The sequence below is a fragment of the Streptomyces cadmiisoli genome (assembly GCF_003261055.1).
Lineage (GTDB): Bacteria > Actinomycetota > Actinomycetes > Streptomycetales > Streptomycetaceae > Streptomyces > Streptomyces cadmiisoli.
On the sequence record NZ_CP030073.1, the window covers coordinates 4894399 to 4919789 of the forward strand.

The window sequence follows — 25391 nt, forward strand, 5'->3', positions numbered from 1 at the left end:
CGGATGGACCCGCTCTGGGCAGGGCGTACGGGGTGCTGTGCGTCCGCCCCGGGCGCGGGGCGTGCGCCCGTCAGGCGTCGGCCGGGACCTCGGCGGCGCGCGACGCGGCCTTCTCGCCCGCATCCTCCGGCTTTGGCCGGTCCGCCTTGGCCTTCGCCTCCTCGGCGGCGCGGTCGACCTTCTCGGGCGTAACGAATCGATAACCGACGTTCCGGACGGTGCCGATCAGTGATTCGTGCTCGGGGCCGAGCTTGGCGCGCAGCCGCCGTACGTGCACGTCGACCGTGCGCGTGCCGCCGAAGTAGTCGTAGCCCCACACCTCCTGGAGCAGCTGGGCGCGGGTGAAGACGCGGCCCGGGTGCTGCGCGAGGTACTTCAGGAGCTCGAACTCCTTGAAGGTCAGGTCGAGCACCCGGCCCTTGAGCTTGGCCGAGTACGTCGCCTCGTCCACCGAGAGGTCGCCGTTGCGGATCTCCATCGGGGAGTCGTCGTTGACGATCTGCTGCCGGCCCATGGCGAGCCGGAGCCGCGCCTCGACCTCGGCGGGGCCCGCCGTGTCGAGCAGGACGTCGTCGATGCCCCAGTCGGCGGTGACGGCCGCCAGGCCGCCCTCCGTCACGACGAGGACGAGGGGGCAGCCGGGGCCGGTGGAACGAAGCAGCTGGCAGAGGCTGCGGACCTGGGGCAGGTCGCGGCGCCCGTCGATCAGGATCACGTCGGCACCGGGGGTGTCGACCAGGGCGGGGCCCTCGGCGGGGGCCACGCGCACGTTGTGCAGCAGCAGGCCGAGTGCGGGGAGCACCTCCGTCGACGGCTGGAGGGCGTTGGTCAGGAGCAGCAGAGAACTCATACGTCTGGTTCCTCCTCGGTCCCTGCGGGTGGGGCCCCTCCCGCAGCCCTTGAGAGGCGGTGGGGGAGTCTGCGGTACAGCTCTGCGATCCCGGTGCCCCGTACACCAGCGGCTTCCCGCTTCGTATACAACGCCTCCGAAAGCACAAAAGGACCCGGGGGCTGCGCTGCCCGAGTCCTCTGCCCAGCAGAATAGCCCACATGAGCACCGGCCCGGCAGGTGATGTGGCCCGATCCACCACCCGATCCACCATTCGTCCGCACTCTGAGACGGCGGCGGGGGACAGACCCGCCCCATTGAGGACGTTTCTTCGCGCCGCCGACGGAGTGCGGATCGAGGCCGTATACAACCCGGGTAACGCCGTATACGACGCCTTGACGGCATCCTCCGATCATCCGGTGTTCGTCGTCGCGCACGGCTTCACGGGCGACGTGGACCGGCCGCACGTTCGAAGGGTGGCGGCGGCGTTCGCGCGGTACGGCGCCGTGGTCACGTTCTCGTTCCGCGGCCACGGGCGCTCCGGCGGCCGGTCGACCGTCGGGGACCGCGAGGTGCTCGATCTGGCGGCTGCGGTGGCGTGGGCGCGGGAACGCGGCCACACGCGCGTGGTGACGGTCGGCTTCTCGATGGGCGGCTCGGTGGTGCTGCGGCACGCCGCGCTGCACCCGGGGGACACCGACGCGGTGGTGTCCGTGAGCGCCCCGGCCCGCTGGTACTACCGGGGCACCGCCCCCATGCGCCGGCTGCACTGGCTGGTGACCCGCCCCGCCGGCCGTCTGATCGGCCGCTACGGCCTGCGCACCCGGATCCACCACCGCGACTGGGACCCGGTGCCGCTGTCCCCGGTCGACGCGGTCCCGCGCATCGCCCCGGCCCCGCTGCTCATCGTGCACGGCGACCGCGACGGCTACTTCCCCGTCGACCACCCCCTGATGCTGGCCCGCGCCGCCGGTGACCACGGCGAACTCTGGCTGGAACCCGGCATGGGCCATGCCGAGCACGCGGTCACCGGGGAACTCCTCGCGCGGATCGGGGACTGGGCCGTCACCGGGGCGGGCTAGCCTGGCGTGGTTCACCGCCGAGTACCGGACGGTGTTCACCGCCGAACGACTGGGCCGAACGACTAGAGGGACGAGATGGCAAAGGTCACGGTGCGCTACTGGGCCGCCGCGAAGGCCGCGGCCGGGATCGCCGAGGAGCCGTACGACGCGGCCACGCTCGCCGAGGCGCTCGACCTCGTGCGCGGGCGACACCCCGGGGAACTCAGCCAGGTCCTGGTGCGATGCTCGTTCCTCGTCGACGGCGATCCCGTGGGCAAGCGCGGGCATGAGACGGTACCGCTGGCCGAGGGCGGCACGGTCGAGGTGCTCCCGCCGTTCGCAGGAGGGTGACCACACCGATGAGCAACCAGCCGTACCAGGGCCCGTACGACGGCTCCTACGACAGCGCCTACCAGGGCTACGACCCCTACGGGCAGCCGCCGCAGCCGGAGGCGTGGCCGGGGCACCAGCAGGCGTACGACGATCCCCAGGCCGCCCAGCACCACACGCAGCAGTGGCAGGGGCAGACCTGGGAGACGCAGACGCACGCGCCGGTCTCCGCGGCCGAGACGGCGTACCTGCCGCCGCAGGCGCCCGGACATCCGGCGCCGGGCGCGTTCGCGGCCACGGGGCCGTCCGCGCACCAGCCGACCCCCGGCTGGGACCACCCGCAGCAGCATCCGGCCGCAGGCTGGGACCAGCAGCCGCAGCCGCACCGGACGGGTGGCTGGGACCAGCACCCGCAGCAGCCCGCGGCGGCCGGGCCGGCGCCCGCGGCCGAGTCCGAGTCCGAGGGGCCCGCCTACGGCCGCGCCACCCTCGCCGGGAACGCCAGGATCACCGACGCCCAGCGGGCCCGCCTGGAAGGCCGTTCCCCGGTCATCGAGCCGGGCATGCAGCCCGCCGCGCTCACCGCGGCGCTCGGTCTGCTCCTGTCCGGCGCGGCGGCGATCGGCTCGTACGCCCTGCTCGTGCCGCTGGTCGTCCTCCAGGCCGTCACCGCGGCGGGCTGGTTCCGGCTGAACGGCATGTGGCCGGCCCGGCAGGGCATCGCGCTCGCGTTCGCCGGCGCCGTGGTTGCCGACGTCGCGCTGCTCGTCGCGGGCCGCGACCAGGGGCCGGCCGCGATCCTGGGCACCCTCGGCGTCTGGGTCCTGCTCACACTGGTGCTCCAGCTGCGCTCGCACGCCGACCCGGACACCCGGATGTACGGCCTGATGGCGACGGTCGTCTCGGCCGCGCTCGCCGTCGTCGCCGCCGGATACCTGGCCGCCGAACCGGACGCCGTCACGATCGGCGCGGCCGCGGCCGCCGTGGCCGTCCTCGCGCGCGCCCTGCCGTTGCCCACCCCGGCTTCCGTGGTCGTCGCGCTGCTCGCCGCGGCCGGCACGGGAATCGCCGTGGGCGGCATGACCGGCACGGGAGCGGGGGGCGCGCTGCTGGGCGCCGCCGCCGGGGTGTGCGCGCTGATCGGCCACCGCGTGGCGAGCTACGACTACCCGTCCCGGTTCGTCCACTTCACGGCGGGCGTCGCCCTGCCGCTGAGCGCGGCCGCTCCGGTGGTGTGGGTGCTGGGGCGCGCGCTGGTCTGAGGCGTGCCCGCTTGTCACAGCTGATCGACAAATTCGCCGTGCGCCTTTCCGGCGGGGTTACCGTGAGCCCCGTCCAGGATGACCGCCGAGGTGGGGGAACATGCGCGCGCTGCGAATACTTCTGATCGTCGTCGTGGTGCTCGGCGGCCTGTTCGTGGCCGCCGACCGCCTCGCCGTCAACTTCGCCGAGGGCGAGGCCGCCGACCGGCTCAGGAGCACGGAGAACCTGGCCACCACGCCGGACGTGTCCATCAACGGCTTCCCCTTCCTCACCCAGGTCGCCGGCGGCACCCTGGACGACGTCCGGGTCGGCATCAGCGACTACCGGGCGGCGGCCGGTGACGGCGAGGACATCCGCATCGACGACCTCAGGGCGGACATGAAGGGCGTCGAGTTCTCCAGCGACTTCGGCTCCGCCACCGCGGCCAGCGCCACCGGCACCGCGCACATCGCCTACGACGAGCTGCTCAAGACCGCCAGGTCCGAGCCGACGCAGATCGCGCCCGGCGTGACCGCCGAGGTCGTGGGCCTGTCCGACGGCGGCAACGGGAGGATCGCGGTCGAGGTCGAGGCGACGGTCCTCGGCACCAAGCTGCCCCGGCCGGTGTCCGTGCTCAGCACCGTCACCGTCAAGGGCGACACCGTGCGGGTGAGTGCCGAGGCGCTGCCGAAGTTCGGCGGCGTCGAGATCGGCGAGTCGCAGATCCGCGCGATCACCGACTTCGAGCAGCGGATCGACGAGCTGCCCGGCGGTATCCGGCTCGACAAGGTCGAGGCGGCCGGGACCGGCGTCGAGATCACGGTGAAGGGTTCGAACGTCCGGCTCGCCGGGTAGAACGGCGGACGCCGGGCCGCGGCCCGCGGGTGTCCGAAAGACGAGACGCCCATGTCCGCACCGTAGTTGCCATGGCGTCGCAGGCGGCCGGGAAGCCGTTCCGGGACGGCTCGGACGGGTTCTGCGTCCCGCATCCCGGACGATCGTGTCTCAAGATACGACACACCGGTGACACGCCTGCCCGTCCGTCCTTACGATCGAGGCCATGAAGCGACAGGCGGATCTCACGAAGCGGCGGGCAGTGGACCTGTGCCGCGTTGCCGCCATGCTCTGTCGTACTTTCTGAGCGGATCTCGACTTCCGCCTTCCCCTGCCCTGATCAGGGCACCCGTGCGCCCCGCCGACCCGGCAGCCGGCGCACCTTCGTACCCGTACGCCCCGCCGCACCTGCCCCGGAGGAGACAGCATGAGCCGCAGCGACGTCCTGGTAGACGCCGACTGGCTTCAGGAGAACCTGGACGACTCGAACATCGCGATTGTCGAGGTCGACGAGGACACCACCGCGTACGAGAAGAACCACATCAAGAACGCCATCCGGATCGACTGGACCAAGGACCTCCAGGACCCGGTCCGCCGCGACTTCATCGACCAGGAGGGCTTCGAGAAGCTCCTGTCGGCGAAGGGCATCGCCAACGACACGCTGGTGATCCTCTACGGCGGCAACAACAACTGGTTCGCGTCGTACGCCTACTGGTACTTCAAGCTCTACGGCCACGACAACGTCAAGCTGCTCGACGGCGGCCGCAAGAAGTGGGAGCTGGACGCCCGCGAGCTGGTCGACGGCACCGACGTGCCCGCGCGCCCGGCCACCGACTACAAGGCCAAGCAACAGGACACCTCCATCCGCGCCTTCCGCGACGACGTGGTCGCCGCGATCGGTTCGCAGAACCTGGTCGACGTACGCTCGCCCGACGAGTTCTCCGGCAAGCTGCTCGCTCCCGCGCACCTGCCGCAGGAGCAGTCGCAGCGTCCGGGCCACGTCCCGGGCGCCCGCAACATCCCGTGGTCGAAGAACGCCAACGACGACGGCACCTTCAAGTCGGACGAGGAGCTCAAGGAGCTCTACGCCGAGGAGCAGGTTGACCTCGCCGAGGACACCATCGCCTACTGCCGCATCGGTGAGCGCTCCGCGCTGACCTGGTTCGTCCTGCACGAGCTGCTCGGCGTGGAGAACGTCAAGAACTACGACGGCTCCTGGACCGAGTACGGCTCCCTCGTCGGTGTGCCGATCGAGCTCGGCGCGAACAAGTAACCGGACCCGACCGACCTTTCAAGACCCCTCAGGAGTACGACATGTGCGGAGCGAAGGCCGGCGGCCCCGACGCCTCGACGATCAAGCCCGGTGAGACCACCATTCAGGGCCAGGTGACCCGTGACGGAGAGCCGGTGACCGGCTACGTCCGCCTCCTGGACTCGACCGGCGAGTTCACGGCGGAGGTCCCCACCTCCGCGACGGGCCAGTTCCGCTTCTACGCGGCCGAAGGCACCTGGACCGTCCGCGCCCTCGTCCCCGGCGGCAGCGCCGACCGCACGGTAGTCGCCCAGCAGGGCGGCCTGGCGGAGGTCGCGATCGCGGTCTGAGACACGCGACGGCGAAGGGCCGCGCCCGCGGCGGGTCGTGCACCGCGGGGCGCGGCTCTTTCGTGTGCGCGGACCTACGCTGGAGGTATGTACGCCCGGCGGCGCCACGTCTACTTCGCCTTGATGGGCATCTGCATCGCTCTGTTCGTCCTGGCGTGGGCCGTCGTGCGCCTGTGGTCGACCCCGGCCGCCGTCGGCATGTGCGTGGTCGCCATGGTGATCCCGCCCGTGGCCGCGATGATCGCCAACCGCCGGGGCCCGGAGGACCGCTGGTGGGACGACCCGTCGGGCGATCCCAAGTCCGACGAGTGGTGGGACGAGCTGGACGGCAAGAAGAAGCCGCGGTAGGAAAGCCTGCATGTCGCCCACGAGGCTGTCCACCGTGGTGCTGGACGCACCCGACGCACATGAACTGGCCGCCTTCTACCAGCGGCTGCTGGGCTATGCGGTGCGCCGCGAGGAGCCGCACTGGGTGCTCATCGGCCCGCCGCCCGGCACCGAGGGCACCGCCCTGTCCTTCGAGACGGAACCGGAGTACGTCCGCCCGGTCTGGCCCACCCGCCGGCCCGGCGACCAGCAGATGATGCTCCATCTGGACATCGAGGTCGACGACCTGGCGGCGGAGACGGCACGGGCGGTCGCCGAGGGCGCCACGCTCGCCGAGTACCAGCCGCAGGACGACGTCCGGGTCCTGTTCGACCCGGCGGGCCACCCGTTCTGCCTCTGGACCGAGACGCCCCAGCCACCGGAGACGCCCCAGCCTCCGGAGATGCCCCGGTCACCCCATGGACCCGAGGGACCCGAGGCGCCTCAGTAGACGAGCGCCTGCGTGTCCTCCGCGAGCGCCTCCTGCACGAAGACCTGCGCCCCCGCGATCCGCACGCCCTCGATGACGTCCTGCTCCGTGATCTCGCGGCGGGCCGCGCACTGGGTGCACAGGGTGAGGCGGCCGGAGACCAGGATCGAGTCGATCAGATCGGGCAGCGGAGCGGCGTGCGGCAGTTCGAACTCGGCCGCCCGGCCCGGGAGCGCGAACCAGGCGGACTCTCCGGTCAGCCACACCGAGACGTCCACCCCGCTCGCGACGGCCACGGCCGCGACGGTGAACGCCTGCGAGCAGCGCTCGGGGGCGTCGGCCCCCGCCGTCACCTTGATCACCAGCTTCTTCGCCATGGCCGAATCGTAATCAAGATCGCCGCAACCTCGGATGTGGATCATGAGTCACCTGTGTCGCGCGTGAACGGAATCCGCGCTTCATGTCCTGTGGGGGGCGTCTTGGAAGACTCTGAAAGACCGGGTACGACGCAGACCGCCGAAGCCGCCGACACGGCCGAGGCCACCGATATCGCCACCGACGCCGCGGCTGGGGTGGTGGCCGTGGCCACGGCCACCACCAAGGCCACCGATGTCGCCGATACCGCCGCCACCGCCGAGGTCCCGGCCGCCGCGGGTGCCTCGCCGGAGCCGGGCACAGCGCCGGAGCCGGGCACGGCGCAGGCGCCGGACCCCGCCTCCGAGGCGGCTGTCCCGGCCGGGTCGGCCGTCGTGTCCGAGCCCGCGGCCGCCGCGCCCGAGCCGCCGTCGGTGCCGCCCCGGCGGCGGGGCCGTACCGCGCTGCTGATCGTCGGCGCGGCCGTCCTCGGCGTCGTCGCCGGCACATGCGTCGGATACCAGGTGCAGGCCGGCCGCGAGCCCACTCCGCTGCCGCCGTTGTCCCAGCCGGTGCTGCCACGCGCGACCGGTCCCGCACCCGAGCCGCTGTCGGCCGCGCAGGACCGCAAGGTGCGCACCGAGGGCGACCTGCGCAAGCTGCTGCTGAAGAAGCCCGCCGGGGCGAAAAAGCTCGACTGGCCGACCGAGGCCGGCGGCTGGTTGGACATCTCGGCCTACGCCGGGACGTTCACCGAGCCCAGCCGCAAGTTCAGCTCCCTCGTCTCCGACGAGTTCCGCCGGGCCGCCGTCGTCGGCTGGAAGACCGGAAGCTCGTACAGCGTGGAGATCCGGCTGGTGCAGTTCCGCCACGAGGAGACCCTGGCGGCCGTCGACTCGGTCAACAACCACAAGGATTGGGCGGAGAAGGACGACCACGTCGAGAGCCGGCACATCCCGGGCACCGGCGAGGGCATGGCCTACGCCCACCCCCGGCCGGAGACCAGGCCGGGATATGAGCCGCTGTACCGGGCCCAGGCGCACGCCTTGCGTGGTGACATCGCGATGGAGATCTGGATCTCCGGTGACCGGCCGATCGGCATGGAGACGGTCATGGACCTGGCCGAGCGGCAGATGGAGCGGCTGTGAGCACGACCGAGACACCGACCCAGCGGCCGGCGGAGGACGTGCCGGAGCCGCGGCGGGAGACGGCGGACACTCCGGTCCGCAGGCCCGTACGGCGCGGTCGGGTGGCCGCCGTCGCCGGCTGCCTGCTGCTCGCCGGAGCGCTGACCGCGGGCGTGGGCGCGACCGTGGTGACCGTGCGCGGCGCGGACCGCGACGCGGGCGACCCGCGCTGGAAGTTCCCGAAGGACCAGGCCGAGGCCCGCGAGGCGCCGGAGCCCACCGGACTCGCCGGGACGCTCGTGCCGTACGGGACCGACGGCTGGGTCCGCGGACCCGACCTCGCGGAGTTCGGCTCGGACGCCGAGTTCAGCGGCGCTCAGGCCACGGCGCTGCGCAAGCAGTCGCTGCGCGGTCTGTCCCGCTCCCTGCGCAAGGAACTGGAGAAGGAGATCGACCGGCAGCGGGCCTCCGGCATGGCGATGCGCAGCTACTTCAGCGGGGATGCGACATATTTCACCGAGGAGATCTCCTCGGTGAGCATGGTGCTGACCCGGATGGAGAACCGGGCCGCGGTGCGTGATCTCGACGAGTCGCACAGAGAGCTGTTCGGCGCGCTGGGCGGCCGCAAGGGGCCGAAGATCAAGGGCTACAAGGACGCCGGGTGCTTCCGGGCGCCGCGGGGCGGCGAGGACGAACTCAGCGGGATGCTCTGCTCCGCTCATGTCGGCCAGGTGCTGGTCACGGTCGTCGCCGTCGGCACCGAGACGCTCGACAGCGATGCGGTCGCCGCCCTGGTGCGCACCCAGCTCGACCGGATCGCAGAGCCGGGGAAGGCGATATGACCGACCGGACCACCCAGGCGGAGCCAGTCGCGCAGCCGCTGACCGAGTCCCACCCCGTGCCGCTCACGGAACCGCACCCCGTGCCGCCCACCGAGGCGCCGCAGCCCGCCGCGGCTGCCGCTCCGGCGCCCCGGGACCGCCGTGTCCTCCTGGCCGTGGCGCGCTGGACCGCGGCCGTGGCCGTGTTCGCCGCCGTCGGCACGGCCACGGCCTACGGCATCACGGGCATGACGCGCACGGACGTCCCCGGCCTGGCCACGGAGTCGGACGGGCGCTGGGACTATCCCGAGCTGACCGCGCCACCGCTGCCGTCCGGCAGCCCCGGGCCGCTGGCCGACGTCAACGCGGCCGGCGCCCACCACGCCGATCTGCGCGCCCTCGTGCTGCCCGCCCCCGCCGGGGCGCGGGAGAACAAAGCGCTGCGCGGCTCCGACGGCTGGCTGCCGACCGAGGACTACCTGGCGGAGTACGCCACCGAGGAGGACCGCGAGGCGCTGGGGCAGAAGCTGCTCGACACCGGTCTGCGGCACATCGCCGCCCGCGGCTGGACCGCGCCGGACGGCACCCGCACCCGGATCTATCTGCTCCAGTTCGACACCGCGCAGATCGTGGAGGCGAAGATCGCCGCGGATGCCGTCGAGTTCGCCTCGCCGGTGCATCAGCTGCGCGGCGCTCACGAGGCCGTCCAGGACCAGGACTTCCCGGAGTCGGTCGTGGTCACCGGGGTCGCCCGGGTCGCCTACACGGAGCCCGAGCCGTACGGCGGCGAGCAGGTCCGTCAGGCGTACCTGTCCGCGGGCGACGTGTACGCGGTGATCGTGCAGTCCCGCAAGGGCGGTGTGCCGGCCGTCCCGTTCCGGCAGACGGTCGTCCTGCAGAGCCAGCTGCTGCGCTGAGGCACCTCACGGAGAGGGCCGGGCCCCAGCCGCGTAAGCTGGGGCCCGGCCTTGTGCAACACGCATCCCCGCTCACCGAGGAGCAACCGTGATCGCTTTCTTCGAAGCCCTGCTGGTGCTGGTCTGCGTCGGCGTCCTCGCCTTCACCGGACTGGCCGTGAAGAAGCTGTACCAGGGCCAGCGCTGATCCACCCGACCGACGTAGAAGACTGCTGAGCCTCTCATGATCGAGATCCCGTCCGACCTCCACAAGGACCTCGTCCCGCTGGCCTTCCTCCTCGGCAACTGGGCGGGCGCGGGCGTACACGACTTCCCCGGCGACGAGAAGTGCAACTTCGGGCAGGAGGTCACCTTCAGCCACGACGGCCGGGACTTCCTGGAGTACCGCTCGCACACCTGGGTGCTGGACAACGAAGGCAACAAGGTCAGGCCGCTGGAGTCCGAGCACGGCTTCTGGCGCATCGACTCCGACCGCAAGGTCGAGGTCACGATGACCCGCGACGACGGTGTCATCGAGATCTGGTACGGCGAGCTGGCCGACCAGAAGCCGCAGATCGACCTCGTCACGGACGCGGTCGCGCGCACCGCCGCCTCGCGCCCCTATTCGGGCGGCAAGCGGCTGTACGGCTACGTCAAGAGCGACCTGATGTGGGTCGGCGAGAAGCAGACCCCCGAGGTCGAGCTGCGGCCGTACATGTCCGCCCAGCTGAAGAAGGTCGTCACCCCGGAGGACGTCGAGCGCTGGGCGAAGGCCCTGCCCGAGGACCTTCCGGACGACGGGATCGCCTTCTTCAAGTAGGCCCGCGGTCCGGTGGCCCTAGACTTTCAGTGTGGTGAGCACCGACTGGAAGAGTGACCTCAGGCAGCGCGGCTACCGGCTGACGCCGCAGCGGCAACTCGTGCTCGAAGCCGTGGACACCCTGGAGCACGCGACCCCCGACGACATTCTCGTGGAAGTACGGAAGACGGCGTCGGGGGTCAACATTTCCACGGTCTACCGGACCCTGGAGCTGCTGGAGGAGCTGGGGCTGGTCAGCCACGCGCACCTCGGGCACGGTGCGCCGACGTACCACCTGGCCGACCGGCACCACCATCTGCACCTCGTCTGCCGCGACTGCACGAACGTGATCGAGGCCGATGTCGAGGTGGCGGCCGACTTCACCGCGAAGCTGCGGGAGCGCTTCGGCTTCGACACCGACATGAAGCACTTCGCGATCTTCGGCCGGTGCAAGGACTGCACGACCGCCAAGAGTTCAACTACCGAGTCGTAGGCTTGGGCGTATGAAAAGCCCTCTGCTGTCCCTGCCCGGCGCCGTCCCCGCCGAAGGTGTGGACGAAGGTGTCGCCGCCCACTACGGCGACCTGTTCCGCGAGCAGCGCAGCCTCGCCGACGGCACCGGTTTCGTCGACCTCTCGCACCGCGGTGTCGTGGCGGTGTCCGGCCAGGACCGTCTGAGCTGGCTGCACCTGCTGCTCACCCAGCACGTCAGCGATCTGCCCGTGGGCGAGGCCACCGAGGCGCTGATCCTCTCGGCGAACGGCCACATCGAACACGCGCTGTACCTCGTCGACGACGGCGAGACCGTGTGGGCCCATGTGGAACCCGGCACCCAGGACACGCTGATCGCGTACCTGGAGTCGATGAAGTTCTTCTACCGGGTGGAGGTCGCCGACCGGACGGACGACTTCGCGGTGGTCCATCTGCCGGCCGGTTCGATCGCCGAGGTGCCCGAGGACACGGTCGTCCGCGAGACGCCGCACGGCCGTGATCTGTTCCTGCCGCGCGAGACGCTCGAGTCGTTCGCCCGGAAGGCGGGTCGCCCGGTCGGCATCCTGGCCTACGAGGCGCTGCGCGTCGAGCAGCACCGGCCGCGGCTCGGCTTCGAGACCGACCACCGGACCATCCCGCACGAGCTGGGGCTGATCGGCAGCGCCGTGCACCTCCAGAAGGGCTGCTACCGCGGTCAGGAGACCGTCGCCCGGGTGCAGAACCTGGGCAAGCCGCCGCGCCGGCTGGTCTTCCTGCACCTGGACGGCAGCGAGGTGCATCTGCCGGGGCACGGCACCGAGCTGCGGCTCGCGGGCGACGGCCCGGACGGCCGCAAGATCGGTTTCGTCACGACGTCCGTGCGCCACCACGAACTCGGCCCGGTCGCGCTCGCGCTGGTCAAGCGGAACGTACCGCTGGACGCGCCCCTGGTCGCCGGGGACACGGCGGCGGCCCAGGAGACGGTCGTCGAGCCGTAGCCGGCGGGGTGCCCCGGACCCACGGGCCGGGGCACCCCACCGCTCCCCGTCCGCGACAGGCCCCGGATCTTGCGGCCCGCCACGGCACTGGATCAGCACTAGATCTCCAGCAGCACCGTGAACGGCCCGTCGTTCGTCAGACCGACCCGCATCCCTGCGCCGAACCGCCCGGTGGCCACCGTCGCGCCCAGCGCGCGCAGCCGGGCGACCACCTCGTCGACCAGCGGCTCCGCGACGTCGCCCGGCGCGGCCGCGTTCCAGGTGGGGCGGCGCCCCTTGCGGGCGTCGCCGTAAAGGGTGAACTGGCTGATCACCAGCAGGGGGGCGTCGATGTCGCTGCACGACTTCTCGTCCTGCAGCATGCGGATCGACCAGAGCTTGCGGGCGAGCTGGGCCGCCTTCTCCTCGGTGTCCTCGTGGGTCACCCCGACCAGGACGCACAGCCCCTCGCCGCTGATCTCCCCGACGGTCTCGCCGTCCACGACGACGCTCGCGCCGTCCACCCTCTGCACCACTGCACGCATACGACCATCATGCCGGGCGACCGGAACCGGCTCGCGAGTGGTCCGTACCAGCATTCTTTTTGATCCCTAACCCCCCATCTGGGGCTGTTCGGGGGCACTCGGTCACATAGCGGCCACCCGGGGTGGCACGATGTGGCAACGGCCGGTCGAGGGGACGGTAGAGGCACATGAGCACACCGAGTACCGGGCAGCCGCCTGGGGCTGTCTCGTTGACCCATGCGGGAGGCGCGGAGTCGATCCGCCCGCCCGTGCAGCGCACGGACAGCCCACGGCTGCCCCCCGATCCGCCCGAGCACACGCTGCCCGCGCTGAGCCTGCCGGAACTGCGCGCCCTGCGCCGGGACGCGCAGCGCGACGAGGCGGACCTCAGCTACGTACGGCGGCTGCTCCAGGGGCGGATCGACATCCTGCGCGCGGAGCTGGCGCGGCGCGGGACGGCGTCCCCGGTCGCCGCGGGCGAGGCGTCCGTGGTCGCGCGGCTGTCGGAGATCCTCGCCGACGCCCCGGCCCGGCACCGTTCCTCCGCCCGCCACGTGACGCTGGGCACCCCGCACGGCGAGGAGTACCGCCGACTGGCCGCGGAGATGCTCGCCGAGGTCGAGCTGTCCGCCCTGGACGCGCGCACGGACGGGGAGCTGACCACCGCCCTCGGGCGGCTCGTGCGCTACGAGCAGCAGGTGTCCCGGCGCCGCCAGCGGTTGCAGCGGACCGCCGACGAGTGCAGCGCGGAGATCGCCCGCCGCTACCGCGAGGGGGAGGCGCAGGTCGACGACCTGCTGGCGTGACGGTCCGCCCGGCCCGTCGTCCACAGCCTGTGGACAGGTGGACGACGGCCGGACGGAAAAACCCGCGACACCCTCGGCCGGGTACACCTACCGTGGCTTCATGACCCGCAGCGACGCCCCCGCCGTACGCCCCATCACCGAATCCGACTTCACGGACTGGCAGCGCGCCCTGAACGTCGGATTCCTGCGTGAGCCGACCCTCTCCGAGGAGCAGCTGGAAGCCCGCCGGGCCCAGTTCGTGCCGGGCAGGCTGCGCGGCGCGTTCGACGGCGAGCGGTGCGTGGCGACCTTCCGTTCGTTCGCGCAGGAACTGACCGCGGTGGGCGGCGCGGCGGTCCCCGCCGACGCGATATCCAACGTCACCGTCACCCCCACCCACCGCCGCCGCGGGCTCCTCAGCCGCATGATGGCCGAGGACCTGGAGGCGGCGAAGGAGCGCGGGGACGTCGTGGCGACCCTCATCGCCGCCGAGTACCCGATCTACGGCCGGTACGGCTTCGGACCGGCCACCTCCACCACCGAGTGGACCGTCGACGTGCCCCGCACCGGTCTCGACCCCCGCTGGTCGGGTCCCGAGGACGGCGGCCGCATCGACCTGGTCGACGCCGAGGACGTCCGCAAGCTGGGCCCCGAGCTGCACGAGCGCCTGCGCCGCCGCCAGCCCGGCGCGGTCAGCCGCGACGAGCTGTGGTGGCGGTCCAACACCGGAGCCGTCCGCTTCAACTCGTCCTGGACCGAACCCTTCTTCGCGGTCCACCGCTCGGCGACCGGCGAGGTCGAGGGCATGGTGTCCTACGAGGCCGAGGACAACTGGCGCGGCAAGCAGCCGCACGACACCGCCGACGTGAACTGGCTGATCGCGGCCACCCCGGCCGCGGAGCGGGCACTGTGGCACTTCCTGTGCTCGATCGACTGGATCACCCAGGTGAAGTCGGGCTTCCGGGCCCCGGACGACCTGCTGCCGCTCCTGCTGCCAGACCCCCGCGCGGCCCGGGTCACCGTGCAGGCCGACTGGCTGTGGGTGCGGATCCTGGACGTCGTACGGGCGCTGGAGGCGCGGACGTACGAGGGGACCGGCGCGCTGGTGCTGGAGGTCGTCGACACCGCCGGCGCGACGGCGGGCGGCTTCACCGGCGGGCGGTACGCGCTGGAGGTGTCGCAGACGGGCGCGTCCTGTGCGCCGACGACGCGGAGCGCGGATCTGACGCTGGACGTCGCCGACCTCGCGGCCCTGTGGCTCGGGGACGAGTCGGCGGTGCGGCTGGCGGCGCTGGGCCGGGTCCGGGAAGAACGAGCGGGCGCCGCCCGTTCGGCCGACGCCCTGCTGCGCACGTCCAGGCGGCCTTGGTGCCCGGACCTGTTCTGAGTGCTCCTTCCTGCCGACGACGGGTGGACTCATCCGTAGCGTGCTCTTGAGTTGTGGTTGTTGTTCGGTTGTGGCCGTGCGGTCTGCTGTGTTCGGTTGTCGGTGTTCAGTTGACGTTGTTCAGTTGTCGCTGTTCGGTTGTTGGTATTCGGTTGTCGGTGTGTAGTTGTCGCTGTTCGGTTGTGACTGTGCGGTGGTGCGGACTGACCGGGCTCCCGGCTCCCCTCCGGAAGGGAGCCCGACCAGCCGGATCCTGAGGGCTCAGCCGGAGTGGGCGAGCAGCATCACGAGGAGTACCGCTCCGATCCCGCCGAGCATGGTGTTCTTGGCCTTGACCCCGATGGTCAGCGCGACGAGGGCGATGATGCCCATCGGTCCGAACTTCCACTGGACGAACTGCTCGACTGCGACGGCCAGGCCGGCGATGGCGAGGGCGATGAGCGGCATACGGTCCCCCCTTCGGGACTGTTCGACCCTGGTGGCCAACCTTCGGGAAGTTTGACCATGTTGCTGAAGTTGGCGACCAACTTCACTGTACTCATCTCCACTTGGAAGCGTCTCATAACCACCTATGCATGAACTGCCAGAAGATGGCGGGAAGTTGTAGTGTTTGGTCGTGGAGCCGGAACACGCCACCGTCAATGGTCGGAAGAGGCCACAACCGCCACCGCGGTCACACCACGAGGTGGCGGAAGAGCTGCGTGCCCGGATCAGGACCGGAGTGCTGCGGCCGGGACAGCGCATGCCCACCCAGGCCCAGTTGGCCGACGAGTTCGGCGTGGAGCGCGCCGCGGTGCGGCAGGCGCTGCGCATCCTGCACACGGAGCAGCTGCTCACCAACGTGTCGAAAGGGAGCCCCGCGACGGTGGCACCCGACCCCTACCGGGCGCTCACCGGGCCGGGCGCTCCGCCGCAGCCCACCACCGTCGCCCTCGCGCCCCGCATCGCCGCGGCGTTCGCCGCCCCGCACGTCGAGATAGACGCGCTGTGCCTGACGTCGATCTCCCTGACGCTCTCCATCGGGGAACCGCTGCGCCGGATCCACGCGGGACAGCTGAAACCGGCCAAGGTCGACGTACGGGTCCTGCTGCCCTCGCGCGACATCGACCTGGCCTTCCCGGCGCCGGTGGACCCGGCGGACGCCGACCGGCTGCATCCGCGCTGGCTCGCGATGCGCAACGCCCAGGGCCAGGTGCTCCAGCACAACCTGCTGGCACTGCGGGCGACGCACGGCATCGACGTGCGCGTGTCCTTCCGCGCGCTGCCGTTCACACCGCCGGTGAAGCTGTACCTGCTCAACGGCACGGAGGCGCTGTTCGCGTACTACACGCTGCGGCGGCGCGAGGAGGAGATCGACCAGGAGCAGCTGGAGCTCTACGACGCGGAGGGCACCCAGTCGATGCTGTTCGCCTTCGAACAGGGGGCGGGCCTGCGCGACACCACCTTCGTCGAGCAGTCCCACCTGTGGTTCAACGCGTTGTGGGAGACGATCAGCTCGGAGCTGGTGCTCACACGCTGACCGTCTCCGGGCGGACGGGGGCGGGGCGCCGGTCGGTCACAGCGCCGGGCCGGTCACCAGGAGCGCGAGCACGACCGCCCCGATGGAGCTGACGGCCGGACTCTTCGCCTTGATGCCTATGGTGAGCAGGAGCAGGCCGACGACTCCGGTGGCGCCGTACTTCCACTGGACGATCTGCTCGAAGCCGACGACGAAGACCGCGGAGAGGAGAGCGAGGGCAGGCACGGTGGTTCCCCCTTCGGGCTGCCGGGGCGGGACGGGCGGGGGGGGTGCGGGGTTGGCCGGCGGGGAGGTAAAGCTTCCGCCAACTCATGCGATGTGGTACGAAGTTGGTAACCAACTCTGACTAAGTTGTCCCCACTTGGCTGCTACTCATAAACAACTCTCAAACAACTGCCCCTAGATGGCGTTGAGTTATAGCGTTTGGTTGTGACCCAGGAGAACGTGGCAGTGAACGGCATGAGAAGGCTCGGGCCCCAGGAGATCGCCGACACCCTGCGGGAACGCATCCGCGCGGGCGACCTGAAGGCGGGCGACCGCCTGCCGACCCAGGCGGAACTCGCCGAGGAGTTCGGCGTGGAGCGCGGCACCGTGCGCCAGGCCCTGCGCGCCCTCCAGGAGGACGGCCTTCTCAGCAACGTCAGCAAGGGCAGCCCGCCGCGCATCGCGGCACCCGCCCCGGCACGGAGTGAGCCCCAGCCGACCATGGTGGGTCTGGCGCCGCGCCTGACGGGCGCCTTCGCCGCCCGCAACGTACGCATCGACGCGGCCTGCCTCACGGCCGAGACCCTGATGCTGGCCCTCGGCGACCCGGTCCGCGCGATCCACGAGGGGCGTATCCGCCCCGAGTCCATCGACGTACGCATCCTGCTGCCCTCCCGGGACATCAACCTGGCCTTCCCCATCTCGGTCGAGGGCGGCGGCGACGACGATCCGGTCCACCAGCGCTGGCTCGCCCAGCGCAACGCCCAGGGCCACGTCCTCCAGCACAACCTCCGTGCCCTGCGCGCCTCGCACGGCATCGACGTACGCGTCACCTTCCGCGCGCTGCCGTTCACACCGCCGGTGAAGCTGTACCTCCTCAACGGCACGGAGGCGCTGATCGCGTACTACATGGTCACGCGCCGCGCCGAGGACGACGGGACCGGACCCCTGGACATGTACGACGTCCTGGGCACCGAATCCCTCCTCTTCTCCTTCGAGCACCTGTCGGGCCGCCGCGACGCGGCGTTCGTCGAGCAATCCCAGAAGTGGTTCGACGCCCTCTGGGAAACCATCACGACGGACCTGACACTCTCCTAGTGACTTCTGATACGACGCAGACTGATGCGGTGACATCTCAGACCGGGAAAGAGACCGATGGACTGCGAGGGCTCATCACGCGCGCGCGTGTGGTGCTCTGGGACTTCGACGGCCCGATCTGCCGCCTGTTCGCCGGCTACTCGGCGGAGGGGGTGGCGAACGATCTGGTGGAGTGGCTCGGGGGGCGGGGGCTGCACGAGCTTCTGAAGGAGAGCGAACGGGAGACGGTCGACCCGCAGGTCGTGCTGCGCGCCGTGGACTGCCGGCACCCCGGCAGCGACCTGGTGGCGGAGCTGGAGGAACGTCTGACCCAGGAGGAGCTGAAGGCCGCGGCCTCGGCGATGCCCACCGCCTACGCGGACATCCTGATCCGCACCTGGACGGCCGTGGGTGCCCGCCTGGCCATCACGACGAACAACTCCCCTCGGATGGTCCGCTCGTACCTGTCGGGCCGAGGCCTGCTCGACTGCTTCGCACCCCACGTCTACGGCCGCACCCAGGACCTGCACCGCCTCAAGCCGGATCCGCACTGCCTCAACCAGGCCCTGCGCGCCATCGGGGCCGCGCCACAGGCGGCACTGATGATCGGCGACGCTCCGTCGGATCTGATCGCCGCCCGCGAGGCAGGTGTTCCGTTCCTCGGCTACGCACGCAACGAGGAGAAGGAACGGCCGCTGCGGAAGGCCGGAGCCGAGCATGTGGTCTCGTCGCTCCTGCCGGTACTCGAGGTGGTCCGGACGCGGACCTGAGAAACGCCGACGGCACCGGGTCCTCGCAGCGGAAGCTGACTTCCCATGGCCTCCCCCAACTTTCAGGGATCCCGGCAAGTTGCCCTCCAATTGGGGTAGTTGACCGACGTCGGCGTGCTGGTGGAGCGCGAGCAGTACGGTCGACAGGTGGAGGAACGGCAGTCCGGTACGGCCGAGAGCGGTGGCAGGGAGTTCCAGCGGGTCTCCGACGAGTTGCGGAACCGGATGGCGGACGGTGCCTACCACGTGCGCTCGTTCCTGCCGTCGCCGCGCGACCTCGCTGACGAGTTCGGGGTTTCCCGGGACACGGTCCAGCGGGCCCTGCGCGAACTGGCCGACGAGGGCTGGATCGAGTCCCGGCAGGGCCAGGGGTCGCGTGTGGTCAAGGCCCGGCACATCCGGTCCTCGACGGCGAAGGCGACCCGCTCACGGCGCGGCGTGACCCTGGGGCCGCTCATCAGCGAGGCCTTCGAGCAGTCGGAGGTCTCCCTGGACGTCTACACGCTGACGTCCGAGTCCCTGGACGCCCACATCCGGCTCCAGGTGGAGCGGATCCGCGGCGGGTTCATCGCACCCCAGCGCATCGCGCTGCGCATGCTCCTGCCCTCCACGACGCTGCCCCTGCCCTATCCGCGGGTCAAGGACGACGCTGCCGACGCCCGGCTGCGCACCCGCCTGGCCACCATCACCGAGCACCACACCGAGTCGCTGCGCGGGGCGCTGGAGGACCTGGCCACGGAGCGCCTGGTACCCGCCGTCGACCTCAGGATCCGGCACGCCCCACTGACCCCGGCCTTCAAGCTCTACCTCGTCAACGGTGCGGAGGCACTGCACGGTCCCTACGAGGTGATCGACCGTCAGCTGGTCCTGAGTGAGGGCGAGACCGTCACCGCCTTGGACGTGCTGGGCCTTGGTGCCACGCTGACGCACCATGTCCGGGACGCGGACCCGAACTCACCGGGATCGGTCTTCGTGGGCAGTATGCAGTCGTGGTTCGACTCGGTCTGGACGCTTCTCGCCGTGTAGCGACGTCCGCTACGGCGTCACCCGGTCCTCCGGCGGTATCCATCGGGGATCGTCGATCACGGGGTGCTCGGGCTTGATGTACTGGAGCTTCTCCCACAGGTTCCGGTGCCACTCCATGTGGTGCTCCGCGATCTCGCGGGTCGAGGGGGACAGTGAACGCCGATCCCATCCGATGATGCGCGCTTTTCCGTAGCGGAGCCCGAAACCCGCCGTGTCGAGAATGCGGTAGGAGCCCTCGCGCCAGCGGACGCGAGTGTCGACGATTCCGTACGGGGCGTAGAACAGTGTTTCCTGGTTGAGGATGTAGAACTTGCGTTCCGGAATCTGCGGGGACTCCCGGATCTCGCACGAGATGGCGATGTGCGGGTTTCTCTCGTGGACGCGGTCCAGCAGGTCCTTCAGATCGTTCCAGTTCTGCTTGGTGAAGTCGTCCCGCATGCGCTGCCGGTTCTCCACCGAGTCCGCGAAGTGGACGGTGCCTGCCGGAAGTCCCGCGCTCTCCGCGGCAGGATCGAGCCGCCCCGGCAGGTTCATGGGCAGATTGAGGTGGGCGACGATGACCCGCAAGGTCAGTTCCTGGGTCCGTACTTCCTCGTCGGCCATCCGCTCCAGCGGTTCTCTGAGAAGTACCAGCAGTGTCTGCATGGTGAAACCGGAGAAGTCGATGCGGACGTGCCGCGCCTCGAACGCCTCCCGGACGGGGGTGCGCAGATCGTTCAGCCCGGCCAGGACGTAGACGCCTGCCACTTCCCCGGTCGCGTCGGAGTCGCTGACGGCGTCGAAGAGGACGAGGGCGATCAGGGCGGCGAACGAGCCGCCGAGAAATCCCTGGCCCTTGAGCGCGTCACCGAGCGGGTCGATGATTTCGGCGGCGACACCGAGAAGGACCACCACGGCGAGCACCCATTTGACGAGCCGGGGCTTCCACACGCCCAGTGCATGCCGCAGGCGCTGCCGTCTGGACGGGCGGCCGGCGCCCGGAACGCGAGGAGACACCCGCCACCCCCTGTCACCGCCGCGGAACAAGAAGCGGCGGTGTCGACCGTCGATCTCCGACAACCATGATGCCCCGGTCGACTTTGGCGCGCCAGAACGTCAGGTTGCCTTCCGTAGCGCCTCGGCGGCGTCGATGACGGGAAGGTGGGAGGAGACGACCCAGTCGGCGCCGTCCTCCCGCATCCGGATCGCGCGGTGTTCTCGCCAGGTGTGCCCGAGGAACCGGGTGCCCGCCGCGCGGGCGGCCGCGAGATCCGTGAGCTGGTCCCCGACGAGGAGGCACTCCCCGGCCCCGATCGCCAGGTGCTCGACGGCCCGGCGCACGGCGTACGGATGGGGTTTCATGTGCCGCAGCTCGCTCGAGTCGCGTCCCAGGACGGCCTCGAACTTCGACTGGAGCCCCTGGCGTTTGAGGAACTCCCAGACCGGGCCGTCGGCATTGTTGCTGACGATCACCAGGGCGAGTCGCAGACCGAGCAGTGCCTCGACGAGCCGATCGAAGTGCGGTACGGGCTCGGCCCGGACGACCGCTTCGTACTCGTAGTCGGTCACGATGCGGTCCGCGTGCTTCAGCGGCGCGGGACTGCGGGGAGCCGATGCGGGCCGGTCGTACATGTCCCTGATGCGCAGCAAGATGCGGTGCGAGTCCTCGCACTCCTCGACATCGGGGTCCAGCGGTCCCCACTCCCGGCGCACGACCCCCTTGATCCGTTCGGCGATGTGCGCGGTCGGCGCACCACCGAACAGCCTGGTGACCGGGCCGTCGAAGTCGAGGAGAACTGCGCGCGCGTCAGCCAGGAGTCCTTGGAGGACTTCTTGTTCGTCGAGTACGCCGCGCATGGGTCTCCTCCCGCTACCCGTGTCAGTGTGGACCAAGGCGCGCCGCGCGGCCAGCACCACGGGGCCGGTCCGCGGCTGTGCCTCATTTCGGGCACAGATGGACGTGTCATCGCACATCTTGTCGTTCGCCGTTCGTCCGGGGGAGGCAATTTCCGTGGACTGATGGCGTGCTGGCACGATGCACGCCGTCGGCGGAGTAGCGTGCTGCCACTTATCACCCTGCACAAGGGTCTCAGGTGAAAGAAATGGCCCATGTCAGTCGAATCGGCTTCCGTCACCCGGCGCCGCGCGGTCGAGGCCGGCGGCGACGCGGGCGCGGTCTGGGGGCCGCTGCGGGGCTACCACCACGAGACTTATGTTTTTCCCCTCGCCGAGCGGGAGGAGCAGGGCCCGCCGGCGCAGTGGAAGTGCCGGGAGCCGCGCCCCGGACTGCTCTGGTTCGACCGCCGGTGCTTTGCCTCGGAGGAGGAACTGCTGACTGCCCTCAGCGGGCGGATCACCGGCATCCCGGACGTGCGCGAATTCGGCGGACTGCGCCTGCAGAGGTTCATCGAGGGCGAGACCCTCGGGCTGTACTGGAAGCCCGGGCAGCGACTTCCGGGCCATCAGACGCGACAGATTCTGGAACTTTTCCGGCAGACGGTCGCGGTGACTCCGGAGACTCTGCTCATCAAACGGCGATGTAAATCCGACGACCGGCCGGAGAACCGGGACACCGACGGATTCCTGGAGCGGCTCGTCAGCTTTGCCGAGGAGAGTGTCTACCGGAAGAATGCGCGAGAGTTCGAGGAACTCTTCGGAGAACTCGGCATCGACGGTGACGCCTTCAAAAAGCTCCGGAAACACGTGTCGGGCCTGCGGGAAAGACCCTTCTGCCTGCTCCATGCCGACCTGCATCGGGAGAATTTCATCGTCGACGGAGAAGGTGCCCTGTGGGCGATCGACTGGGAACTGGCGATGTTCGGCGATCCGCTGTACGACCTTGCCACGCACCTGTATCTGATGCGGTACCCGGAGGGTCAGGCACATGAGGTCGCGGAAGAGTGGGCCACGACCGTCGAAGCCGTTCGTGAGGGCAGTTCGAACGGCTGGCGGCACGATCTGAAGCTCCTTCTCGACTACAAGAGGGCCCAGTCCGTCTTCACCGATGTGATCCGGGAGGCCCTGTCGCTGCCTGCCGCACCGGTTGCCGGCCGGTGGCGGCTCGACGCGGCCGGACGCCGACTGAACGGCGTCCTGGCCGAGGCCGCGGTGTCGTTGGGGCTCGACTCGGTGCCGGAGCCCGGCCGTATCGGAAAGGCACTGGAGCGCTGGTGCCTCACGCACGGGCCGGGCAGCGGCGGGGGCCTTTCCGGCTGACCCGACACCGCTGCGGCACCGTGGTCGTATGGTGTGCTTCGTCCGTCCTTCGCGCGACGTCAGGAGCGGCCGGTGGGTGCCCCTCATCTTCCTCGTTTCCTGCCCGGGGGTACCGCCGTCCGAGATCTGCCCCACGTCTTCAGGGAACTCGTGACGGAGGCCGCCGCGGCGGGAAACGTGAGCAGCGGGCATCACAACCACAACTACGTGGCTTCCGCGACCTCCGGCGCGGCGACCCTGCTCGGCTGCCGGGCGGGCACGCCGGTGACGGTGCGCGTCCCGCGCGAGGGAGCGCTGCCGGTGGTGATCAGGACCTGGTTCGACGAAGGACAGATCCTCGACGCCATTCAACGGATGCCGCACGTTCCGCGGCGGTTGTTCGCCGGCGAGGGCTTCGCCGTCCACAGCTACGTCGCGGGCATTCCCCTCTCCAGTGTGTGCGGCAACGACATCCGGGTCGACGCGCGGCTGGTCGGAGCTGTCGCCGGACTGCTCGCCGGGATGGTGCAGGTGCCGGAGCACATGCTGCCCCCGCTGCCGGACATCTGGCCGCGCGACCACGGGGACAGCCGGGACTTTCTGCGGGTGCTCGCGTGGCTGGCCGACCGGCAGATCCGGCAACCGAACCGGGCACGGTTCGGGACGTTGTTCGCTGCGCTCGGCATACCCGAGGACGCTCTGGCCCGGCTGGCGGAGCGAGTGCCCGCCATGACGCGCCGCCCCTTCAGCCTGCTGCACGCCGATGTCCACCGCGACAACCTGATCCTGTCCTACAACGGTGAACCGCCACTGATCTGCGTCGACTGGGAACTGGCCACCTACGGCGACCCCCTGCACGACCTCGCGACCCACCTCGTACGGATGAGGTACCCCGAACAGCAGTGGGGCGAGGTCGTCGACGCGTGGGCGCAGGCCATGACGGCGGTCCGTCCGGCCGCGGTGGAAGGGCTGGGCCAGGATCTGCGGCACTACGTCGCGTTCGAGCGGGCGCAGTCCGTCTATCCGGACGTGATGCGTGCCGTGCAGGCGCTGAGCGATCCGGCGGACGAGGAGAGCCTCGGCGCCGCGAAGGCCTCGGTGTGGCGGGCGTTGGCTTCGGCGGAGGAGCCGCTGCGGCTGGGGCGGGTGCCTGACCAGGGCGAGATCGAGCGGATCCTCGCCGCGTGGATGGCCGCCCGCCCCTTCCCCGGCGAGTGACGCCGGGTGCCGACGGCCAGGACCGTCGCGCCCCGCAGCCCGTCAGCCGGCGGTCTCCAGGAGAGGCAGCAACTGTTCCTCCTCGTACGTCAGATGTGCCTCCAGTTCCTTCGTCAGGCGTTCCACCTCGGCTCGGGCCAGGGTCGGGTCCGGGTCGTCGATCGCGCGGCGCAGGTCCTCGACCAGTTCGGCGATGCGCTCGTGCTCCTCGCGCAGCCGTGCCAGCGCGGGGGCGGCCTCGGGATGCCGGTCGGACAGGAACGGGAACAGCGCGATGTCCTCGCCGGTGTGGTGGTTGTGCAGGCCGTGGCAGAAGGTGAGGCAGTTGACGCGCAACTGCGCGCCGAGCGGGGCGCCGGCGCCGGTCGCGCCCATTTCCGTTCGGATCAGCGCGAGTTCGCGCCGGAACGCGTCGTGGACGACCTTGATCGCCTCTCCGATGGAGCCCGCGTTGATGTTCGGCGGCCCGTCGGCCGGGATCTCCCGCAGTGCCACGACGGGTATCACCCGGCGCGTCTTCTCCTGGTACGCCGCCCAGCCCGGGTCCGCCTCGACGGCCCGCGCGAACGCACGGTCGCGCTCCTCGCCCGCCAGCGCCTCGGCCCGCGCCCGGTACGTGAACGCGCCGCTCTCGACGGTCACTTCGGGATGGGCGAGCAGGTTGTGGTACCACGCGGGGTGTCTGGGTGCGCCGCCCGCGGAGGCGATGACCAGGACGGTGTCGGCGCCGTCGGGCAGGTAGCCGACGGGGGTGGTGCGCGGGGCGCCGGAACGGGCGCCGGTGGTGGTCAGCAGGATCAGCCGGGCGCCCTCGAAGGGGCCGCCGACGCGGCCCCGGTTGGCGCGGAACTCTTCGATGATCCGTCGGTTGAAGTCGTTGACGGTGTCGTCGGGCATTCGCTTCTTTCTCTGTGCTCTGTGGAGGTCGTCGGTCTTCTGGGACAGGGGCGACGTCTGTACAGAGAAAGAACGGCGGGCCTCTCGCCCGCCTCGGCCTCACTCGGAGGCCGGGGACCCAACTCGCTCGCGGCTCTCGGCCGCAAACCCGGCAGTCATGCGGTCACAGTAGCGTAGGAGCGATGCTTCTCTTCCTGGATGTCGACGGGACGCTGCTGCCGTTCGGGGCGGCGGCCGCCTACCCGGCGTACGAGACGCCGTTCGAGCTGACCGCCGAGGGAGCCGACCACCCCCTGCTGAGCAGGATCGACCCGACGCTCGGCCCCCGGCTGCTCGCCCTGAACTGCGAGATGGTGTGGGCCACGACCTGGCTCGACGACGCGAACGCGTGCGTGGCGCCCTGGCTCGGGCTGCCCGCGCTGCCGGTGGTGGACTGGCCGGACGCGGGGGAGCGGCCGGGGGCGCTGCACTGGAAGACCCGGCCCCTCGTCGCCTGGGCGGCCGGCCGCCCCTTCGTATGGGTGGACGACGAGATCACCGCCGCCGACCGGGCCTGGGTGGACGCCCACCATCCCGAGCGGGCCCTGCTGCACCGGGTCGACCACCGGTACGGGCTCACCCAGGCGGACTTCGGGGCGGTGGGGGAGTGGCTCGGCGGCTGACACCGCCCG

At 70.7% G+C, this 25391-nt stretch carries 32 protein-coding genes; 24 read left to right on the plus strand and 8 right to left on the minus strand.

Annotated elements, in window-relative coordinates; all coding sequences use genetic code 11:
- Window positions 1-70: 70 nt before the first annotated feature.
- Window positions 71-850, minus strand: a complete 780-nt coding sequence (locus tag DN051_RS21190; RefSeq protein ID WP_112439301.1) for a winged helix-turn-helix transcriptional regulator — start codon at window positions 848-850, stop codon at window positions 71-73.
- 200 nt (window positions 851-1050) lie between these two features.
- Here DN051_RS21190 and DN051_RS21195 point away from each other — a divergent pair, with 200 nt between their 5' ends.
- The 9 genes from DN051_RS21195 (at window position 1051) to DN051_RS21230 (ending at window position 6715) form a co-directional block, all read left to right on the plus strand.
- On the plus strand, window positions 1051-1911 hold the full coding sequence (locus DN051_RS21195) for an alpha/beta hydrolase family protein (RefSeq protein WP_162624972.1): 861 nt from the start codon (window positions 1051-1053) through the stop codon (window positions 1909-1911).
- A 75-nt stretch (window positions 1912-1986) separates the two neighbouring features.
- On the plus strand, window positions 1987-2241 hold the full coding sequence (locus tag DN051_RS21200) for a MoaD/ThiS family protein (RefSeq protein WP_053759677.1): 255 nt from the start codon (window positions 1987-1989) through the stop codon (window positions 2239-2241).
- Window positions 2242-2249: 8 nt separating this feature from the next.
- Window positions 2250-3482, plus strand: coding sequence for a hypothetical protein (locus DN051_RS21205; protein ID WP_112439303.1), 1233 nt, complete (start codon window positions 2250-2252; stop codon window positions 3480-3482).
- A 100-nt stretch (window positions 3483-3582) separates the two neighbouring features.
- Entirely contained in the window at window positions 3583-4317 is a 735-nt protein-coding gene (locus tag DN051_RS21210; protein WP_053759679.1) for an LmeA family phospholipid-binding protein, read from the plus strand.
- A gap of 205 nt (window positions 4318-4522) precedes the next feature.
- On the plus strand, window positions 4523-4603 hold the full coding sequence (locus DN051_RS47810) for a putative leader peptide (protein WP_350310325.1): 81 nt from the start codon (window positions 4523-4525) through the stop codon (window positions 4601-4603).
- Between the two features lie 120 nt (window positions 4604-4723).
- Window positions 4724-5569 (plus strand): sulfurtransferase, encoded by an 846-nt coding sequence (locus DN051_RS21215; protein ID WP_053759680.1) that lies wholly within the window; start codon window positions 4724-4726, stop codon window positions 5567-5569.
- A 41-nt stretch (window positions 5570-5610) separates the two neighbouring features.
- Complete coding sequence (locus DN051_RS21220) at window positions 5611-5898, plus strand: DUF1416 domain-containing protein (RefSeq protein ID WP_006139129.1); 288 nt, start codon at window positions 5611-5613, stop codon at window positions 5896-5898.
- Window positions 5899-5985: 87 nt separating this feature from the next.
- Window positions 5986-6246: a DUF3099 domain-containing protein gene (locus DN051_RS21225; RefSeq protein ID WP_053759681.1), complete on the plus strand. Its 261-nt coding sequence runs from the start codon at window positions 5986-5988 to the stop codon at window positions 6244-6246.
- A 10-nt stretch (window positions 6247-6256) separates the two neighbouring features.
- Entirely contained in the window at window positions 6257-6715 is a 459-nt protein-coding gene (locus DN051_RS21230; protein WP_162624973.1) for a VOC family protein, read from the plus strand.
- Here the strand turns inward: DN051_RS21230 and DN051_RS21235 are convergent.
- Window positions 6709-7071: a DsrE family protein gene (locus DN051_RS21235; protein WP_053759682.1), complete on the minus strand. Its 363-nt coding sequence runs from the start codon at window positions 7069-7071 to the stop codon at window positions 6709-6711. The genes DN051_RS21230 and DN051_RS21235 overlap by 7 nt on opposite strands.
- 102 nt (window positions 7072-7173) lie before the next feature.
- Between DN051_RS21235 and DN051_RS21240 the strand changes: the two genes are divergently transcribed.
- The 6 genes from DN051_RS21240 (at window position 7174) to ygfZ (ending at window position 12160) form a co-directional block, all read left to right on the plus strand.
- The gene (locus DN051_RS21240) at window positions 7174-8196 is read left to right on the plus strand and encodes a hypothetical protein (protein ID WP_324612337.1); all 1023 of its coding nucleotides are present in this window, start codon (window positions 7174-7176) and stop codon (window positions 8194-8196) included.
- Complete coding sequence (locus DN051_RS21245) at window positions 8193-9017, plus strand: hypothetical protein (RefSeq protein WP_234388826.1); 825 nt, start codon at window positions 8193-8195, stop codon at window positions 9015-9017. The genes DN051_RS21240 and DN051_RS21245 overlap by 4 nt, the downstream gene beginning before the upstream one ends.
- Complete coding sequence (locus DN051_RS21250; RefSeq protein ID WP_112439304.1) at window positions 9014-9913, plus strand: hypothetical protein; 900 nt, start codon at window positions 9014-9016, stop codon at window positions 9911-9913. Before DN051_RS21245 ends, DN051_RS21250 begins: the two co-directional genes overlap by 4 nt.
- Window positions 9914-10136: 223 nt before the next feature.
- Window positions 10137-10712 carry a heme-binding beta-barrel domain-containing protein gene (locus DN051_RS21260; protein WP_053759684.1) on the plus strand — a complete coding sequence of 192 codons (576 nt, stop codon included), beginning with the start codon at window positions 10137-10139 and terminating at the stop codon, window positions 10710-10712.
- 31 nt (window positions 10713-10743) lie between these two features.
- Window positions 10744-11184 (plus strand): Fur family transcriptional regulator, encoded by a 441-nt coding sequence (locus DN051_RS21265; protein ID WP_053759685.1) that lies wholly within the window; start codon window positions 10744-10746, stop codon window positions 11182-11184.
- Between the two features lie 10 nt (window positions 11185-11194).
- Window positions 11195-12160 (plus strand): CAF17-like 4Fe-4S cluster assembly/insertion protein YgfZ, encoded by a 966-nt coding sequence (gene ygfZ / locus DN051_RS21270; protein WP_053759686.1) that lies wholly within the window; start codon window positions 11195-11197, stop codon window positions 12158-12160.
- Between the two features lie 98 nt (window positions 12161-12258).
- Here ygfZ and dtd read toward each other — a convergent pair whose 3' ends face one another.
- On the minus strand, window positions 12259-12684 hold the full coding sequence (gene dtd / locus DN051_RS21275; RefSeq protein WP_053759687.1) for a D-aminoacyl-tRNA deacylase: 426 nt from the start codon (window positions 12682-12684) through the stop codon (window positions 12259-12261).
- 167 nt (window positions 12685-12851) lie between these two features.
- Between dtd and DN051_RS21280 the strand changes: the two genes are divergently transcribed.
- Together DN051_RS21280 and DN051_RS21285 are read left to right on the plus strand one after the other, a co-directional pair.
- Window positions 12852-13469 carry an RsiG family protein gene (locus DN051_RS21280; RefSeq protein ID WP_112439305.1) on the plus strand — a complete coding sequence of 206 codons (618 nt, stop codon included), beginning with the start codon at window positions 12852-12854 and terminating at the stop codon, window positions 13467-13469.
- A gap of 100 nt (window positions 13470-13569) precedes the next feature.
- Window positions 13570-14835: a GNAT family N-acetyltransferase gene (locus DN051_RS21285; protein WP_112442368.1), complete on the plus strand. Its 1266-nt coding sequence runs from the start codon at window positions 13570-13572 to the stop codon at window positions 14833-14835.
- A gap of 261 nt (window positions 14836-15096) precedes the next feature.
- Here DN051_RS21285 and DN051_RS21290 read toward each other — a convergent pair whose 3' ends face one another.
- A complete protein-coding gene (locus tag DN051_RS21290; RefSeq protein WP_053759689.1) occupies window positions 15097-15282 on the minus strand; it encodes a hypothetical protein in 186 nt (61 codons plus the stop codon).
- A gap of 163 nt (window positions 15283-15445) precedes the next feature.
- On the opposite strand from DN051_RS21290, the gene DN051_RS21295 reads away from it, so the two are divergent.
- The gene (locus DN051_RS21295; RefSeq protein ID WP_079001004.1) at window positions 15446-16354 is read left to right on the plus strand and encodes a FadR/GntR family transcriptional regulator; all 909 of its coding nucleotides are present in this window, start codon (window positions 15446-15448) and stop codon (window positions 16352-16354) included.
- A gap of 36 nt (window positions 16355-16390) precedes the next feature.
- Here the strand turns inward: DN051_RS21295 and DN051_RS21300 are convergent, their stop codons facing one another.
- Window positions 16391-16579, minus strand: a complete 189-nt coding sequence (locus DN051_RS21300) for a hypothetical protein (RefSeq protein WP_053759691.1) — start codon at window positions 16577-16579, stop codon at window positions 16391-16393.
- Window positions 16580-16777: 198 nt separating this feature from the next.
- Here DN051_RS21300 and DN051_RS21305 point away from each other — a divergent pair, with 198 nt between their 5' ends.
- From DN051_RS21305 to DN051_RS21315, 3 genes are all read left to right on the plus strand, one after another.
- Window positions 16778-17656 carry a winged helix-turn-helix domain-containing protein gene (locus DN051_RS21305; protein WP_079001006.1) on the plus strand — a complete coding sequence of 293 codons (879 nt, stop codon included), beginning with the start codon at window positions 16778-16780 and terminating at the stop codon, window positions 17654-17656.
- Window positions 17657-17685: 29 nt separating this feature from the next.
- Entirely contained in the window at window positions 17686-18405 is a 720-nt protein-coding gene (locus tag DN051_RS21310; RefSeq protein WP_246040647.1) for an HAD family hydrolase, read from the plus strand.
- Window positions 18406-18552: 147 nt separating this feature from the next.
- Complete coding sequence (locus tag DN051_RS21315) at window positions 18553-19431, plus strand: winged helix-turn-helix domain-containing protein (protein WP_112442370.1); 879 nt, start codon at window positions 18553-18555, stop codon at window positions 19429-19431.
- 9 nt (window positions 19432-19440) lie between these two features.
- Here the strand turns inward: DN051_RS21315 and DN051_RS21320 are convergent, their stop codons facing one another.
- Entirely contained in the window at window positions 19441-20361 is a 921-nt protein-coding gene (locus tag DN051_RS21320) for a hypothetical protein (RefSeq protein ID WP_159054085.1), read from the minus strand.
- Window positions 20362-20526: 165 nt separating this feature from the next.
- Window positions 20527-21267 carry an HAD family hydrolase gene (locus DN051_RS21325; RefSeq protein WP_053759694.1) on the minus strand — a complete coding sequence of 247 codons (741 nt, stop codon included), beginning with the start codon at window positions 21265-21267 and terminating at the stop codon, window positions 20527-20529.
- 252 nt (window positions 21268-21519) lie between these two features.
- Between DN051_RS21325 and DN051_RS21330 the strand changes: the two genes are divergently transcribed.
- Window positions 21520-22626, plus strand: coding sequence for an aminoglycoside phosphotransferase family protein (locus tag DN051_RS21330; protein ID WP_112439306.1), 1107 nt, complete (start codon window positions 21520-21522; stop codon window positions 22624-22626).
- A 150-nt stretch (window positions 22627-22776) separates the two neighbouring features.
- Window positions 22777-23823 (plus strand): phosphotransferase, encoded by a 1047-nt coding sequence (locus tag DN051_RS21335; protein ID WP_053759696.1) that lies wholly within the window; start codon window positions 22777-22779, stop codon window positions 23821-23823.
- A 42-nt stretch (window positions 23824-23865) separates the two neighbouring features.
- On the opposite strand, the gene DN051_RS21340 is transcribed toward DN051_RS21335, so the two are convergent.
- Entirely contained in the window at window positions 23866-24720 is an 855-nt protein-coding gene (locus DN051_RS21340) for a nitroreductase/quinone reductase family protein (protein ID WP_053759697.1), read from the minus strand.
- Between the two features lie 182 nt (window positions 24721-24902).
- On the opposite strand from DN051_RS21340, the gene DN051_RS21345 reads away from it, so the two are divergent.
- Complete coding sequence (locus DN051_RS21345; protein WP_053759698.1) at window positions 24903-25382, plus strand: HAD domain-containing protein; 480 nt, start codon at window positions 24903-24905, stop codon at window positions 25380-25382.
- The last annotated feature ends 9 nt before the right edge of the window (window positions 25383-25391 follow it).